The following is a 4,546-nucleotide window of genomic DNA, read 5'->3' as shown; positions in this document are numbered from 1 at the left end:
GATAAAAGCCTTCCATTTATGGGAGAGGTTGCATAATAGATAAAAGCCTTCCATTTATGGGAGAGGTTGCATAATAGTTAAAAGCCTTCCCCCTGGGGGGAAGGTGGCGCGAAGCGCCGGATGAGGGGATGCAAATGACAAAATTTCCTCCTTTCACTAAGGAAGACATGAAAGAACGCGGCATAGACCAACTTGACTTCGTCTACATTTGCGGAGATGCATATGTAGACCACTCGAGCTTTGGGGCTGCCATAATAACAAGAACACTTGAGGCTCACGGTTACAGCGTGGGCCTTATTTGTCAGCCGGATTTTAGAGATGAAAAGAGCATAACAGTTCTCGGAACTCCCAGGCTGGGCTTTCTGGTAACAGCAGGTAACATGGACTCTATGGTAAATCACTATACCGTTGCCTTAAAGAAAAGAAAGACAGATGCCTACAGCCCCGGAGGAGAAATGGGAAGGCGTCCTGACTATGCGTCTATAGTCTATTGCAATCTCATAAGAAAGGTGTATAAGCATGAGCCTATAATCATTGGTGGAATAGAGGCCAGTCTTCGAAGACTTGGACACTACGATTATTGGTCAAATAAGGTAAGAAGATCTATTCTACTGGACTCAGGAGCTGATCTTATTTCCTATGGTATGGGCGAAGTCAGCATTGTCGAGATCGCAGATGCGCTTTCGTCAGGTCTTTCTGTCTCTGATATTACTTTCATTAATGGGACGGTTTTTAAGACCAGAAATGAAGAAAACATTTATGAAGCAATTAAGCTTCCTTCTTTTGAAGAAATAAAAGCTGACAAGAAAAAATATGCTGAGAGCTTTAGGATTCAGTATAAAAATACAGATCCATTTAATGGAAAGCGCCTGTATGAAACCTATGATGGAAGCCTTTTTGTAGTTCAAAATCCGCCATCAAGGCCTCTTACTCAGCAGGAATTTGATGATGTATACGAGAGAGATTATCTGAGAGCCTGGCATCCATCATACGATGCAGCAGGTGGGATACCGGCATTTAATGAGATTAAGTACTCAATTACTTCTAACAGAGGCTGTTTTGGTGAATGCAATTTCTGTGCACTGACTTTTCATCAGGGCAGAATTATTCAGAGCAGAAGTCATGATTCCATTATTCGTGAGGCCAAGGTATTTCTTGAGGAAAAAGACTTCAAGGGTTACATCCATGATGTAGGAGGTCCGACTGCGCAGTTCAGAAGACCTGCCTGTAAAAAGCAGATGAAGTTTGGTGCGTGTCCCGATAAAAAATGTCTGCATCCCGAGGTTTGTAAAAACATGGATGTGGATCACAGTGATTATCTGAGCATTCTGAAAAAATTACGTGCATTACCGGGAGTTAAGAAGGTATTTGTCCGGTCGGGTATCAGGTTCGACTATCTTCTTGCTGATAAGGATGATTCATTTCTTCGCGAGCTTTGTAAGCATCATATAAGCGGGCAGCTTCGTGTTGCTCCGGAACATATATCGGATAATGTTCTGGAAAAAATGGGCAAGCCCAAGGTAAAGGTTTACGATCGTTTTATAGAAAAATTTGATAAAGTAAATAAGCAGCTTGGAATGCAGCAATATGCAGTTCCATATCTTATGTCTTCCCATCCCGGAAGTACACTTAAGGATGCAATTGCTCTCGCCGAATATCTGTGCAAGCATAAGCTTAGTCCGGAGCAGGTTCAGGATTTTTATCCGACACCCGGAACGGTATCAACCTGTATGTATTATACAGGCCTTGATCCAATAACAATGGAGCCTGTTTATGTTGCAAGGGATCCTCACGAGAAGGCCATGCAGAGAGCACTTATTCAATTCAGACGGCCTGAGAATTATGATCTTGTGAAGGAAGCGTTACTTAGAGAACACAGAGAGGATCTGATTGGCTTTGGCCCTCAGTTCCTCATTCCACCAAGAAAACCATCCGCCAAGCCTTCTTCCAAAACAGGAAGTGGCGCGAAGGGAAAAACTCAAAGTCTTCAAAAGGGTGGCGCGAAGGGAAAAACTCAAAGTCTTCAAAAGGGTGGCGAGAAGGGAATTACTCAAAGCCTTCAAAAGGGTGGCGCGAAGGGAAAAACTCAAAGTCTTCAAAAGGGTGGCGGGAAGGGAATTACTCAAAGCCTTCAAAAGGGTGGCGCGAAGGGAATTACTCAAAGCCTTCCCCCTCAGGGGGAAGGTGGCGCGAAGCGCCGGATGAGGGGCGATAAAAGAGCCAGGAGGAAACATTAAAAGTTTCCTCTTGGCTCAAAATTTTCAAAAATACCCCTAAACGGAGGAGGAGCTGTCAGATGGGGAATCTGACAGCTCTGGTATGAAAAAAGTTTTGTTGGGGGAGTCAGAAGTTCTCACTTCTGATAAGTTTATGATAGCGTTTATATTTGTCTAAAGTATGTCCGAAGACTAAAAGAAGAATAATAATTATAAGGAAAGTTTGAACTAAATATTATAAAATCATAAACACTACTCGTAATGCAAACAATAAATAAAATATGATTGAATTGCACGATTAACTGATGCTATTAAAACAATATTTTTTATTAGTAACCCCCTGGGGGGCTTGTGAGCCTTAGCATCTGAGCATATACTAATTCGTGAAACTAATGCATGTAGTCTTGGTTTCTGTTATAAATTAAATTTTATACAAATAAAATATGTTGTGGAGGATTTGTATTATGCACATGGCTGATGCTTTGGTATCACCTGCTGTTGCGGGGACAATGTATGTTTTATCTACAGGGGCTGCTGCTTATTCTATTAAGCAGGTCAGAGAGGAAAATGATCCTAAAAAGATTCCCGTAATGGGAGTAATGGGAGCATTTGTTTTTGCTACTCAGATGCTTAATTTCACAATACCCGGAACAGGATCATCGGGGCATCTTTGTGGAGGAATGATGCTTTCGGCACTTCTTGGTCCTTACGCAGGATTCTTAACCATGATAGGAGTATTACTTGTCCAGTGTCTGTTATTTGCTGACGGAGGACTCCTGGCTCTAGGGTGTAATATATGGAATATGGCGTTTTATGGGTGCTTTATAGGGGCACTTCTTATATGGAAACCCATTATGAAGAAAGGAGCTTCAAGAGGAAAAATACTTCTGGCATCTATTCTGGGATGTGTATTGACACTACAGCTGGGAGCATTTTCAGTAACGATTGAAACACTTGCTTCAGGTATAACAGAGCTTCCTTTTGCAGTATTTGTGGCTACCATGCAGCCTATTCATCTTGCTATCGGTGCAGTTGAGGGGCTGATTACAGCTGCTGTACTTATTTTTGTAAATGAAGCAAGACCTGAATTATTATGGGGAATAGGTGAAAAGCAGAGTGATGCAAAGCTCTCACTCAAAACAACAGTGACTATCCTTGCTGTCACAGCAGCAATTTGTGGCGGGATTATTTCTCTATTTGCATCTGCGTTCCCGGATGGTCTTGAATGGTCCATGGAAAAGGTTGCAGGCACAGCCGAGCTTGAAGCAGAAGGCGGCGCGTATGCTGTAGCAGACAGTATTCAGAGTGCTACATCACTTTTACCTGATTATGCATTCAAAAACAGTGAAGCAGCTATAGGAACCAGTTTCTCAGGAATAGTAGGCGCACTGGTTGTAGTAGTTATTCTGATCGGTGCATGCTATGCTTTCAGATTTTTCAAAAAGAAAGGCTCTGATCATCAGGCAGCATAAAGACTGATCTGAGCGAGGTTTTATGGATTCAATAGAAAAAAAGCTCCACGAATTTCAGAAGATACAGGAATTATGGCAGCGTTCCCACTGGATGAACGATCTTCATCCTTTGGGAAAGCTGCTTATTAGCGTTTTGTATATTTTTACAGTGGTTTCATTTGGTAAATATGAAATGGCACCACTTATTTTAATGTCCGCTTATCCTGTTTTTGGCTTCATTGTGGGAGAGCTTTCGATTCGCACAGGCTTATATCGAATGCGACTGATACTTCCGCTTGTTATATTTGTTGGTATACTTAATCCTTTTTATGACAAGGATATTATTTTCTATGTAGGAAAAGTAGGTGTGTCAGGTGGAGTTATCTCCATGCTGACACTGATGCTGAAAGGTTTTTATTCAGTACTTGCAGCTTATATTCTGATAGCAACTACATCGATAGAAAAGCTGTGCCAGGCTTTGAGGATCATCCATGTGCCCAGAATTATCGTTATCGTTATTCTTCTGATAGAGAGATATTTTTTCATAATGGGTGAAGAGGCTGACAGAATAGTAACTGCTTACAAATTGCGAGCTCCAAGGCAGAAAGGGATTCATTACAGCGCATGGGGAACACTTGTCGGCATGTGGCTTATTCGAAGTATGGATCGTGCAGGTGTAGTCTATGAGAGCATGCTCCTTCGCGGATTCAAGGGCGATTTTGATCAGGAAAAAATAGCGGCAAGACCGTTTGATATAGTATATACTGTTATCTGGATTTTGATATTTATTTTTATTAGAAATGTATTATAAAGCTTTTTTTCAGAAGAATAGAGATTATTAAACATTTTTCAGAAGAATAGAGATTATTAAACATTTTT

General features: G+C 41.4%; 3 protein-coding genes. All 3 read left to right on the top strand.

The window, feature by feature from the left end:
- The first annotated feature begins 134 nt into the window (after positions 1-134).
- The gene (locus G602_RS27625) at positions 135-2,237 is read left to right on the top strand and encodes a YgiQ family radical SAM protein (RefSeq protein ID WP_330369231.1); all 2,103 of its coding nucleotides are present in this window, start codon (positions 135-137) and stop codon (positions 2,235-2,237) included.
- A 443-nt stretch (positions 2,238-2,680) separates the two neighbouring features.
- On the top strand, positions 2,681-3,688 hold the full coding sequence (locus tag G602_RS0119700; protein ID WP_026660530.1) for an energy-coupling factor ABC transporter permease: 1,008 nt from the start codon (positions 2,681-2,683) through the stop codon (positions 3,686-3,688).
- 22 nt (positions 3,689-3,710) lie between these two features.
- Positions 3,711-4,478 (top strand): cobalt ECF transporter T component CbiQ, encoded by a 768-nt coding sequence (cbiQ, locus tag G602_RS0119695; RefSeq protein ID WP_026660529.1) that lies wholly within the window; start codon positions 3,711-3,713, stop codon positions 4,476-4,478.
- Positions 4,479-4,546 lie beyond the last annotated feature (68 nt).

The organism is Butyrivibrio sp. AC2005 (assembly GCF_000424145.1).
In the GTDB taxonomy this organism is placed as follows: Bacteria; Bacillota; Clostridia; order Lachnospirales; family Lachnospiraceae; genus Butyrivibrio.
Note: the sequence above shows the minus strand (reverse complement) of the source record. Positions and strands in the feature narration are given on the sequence as shown.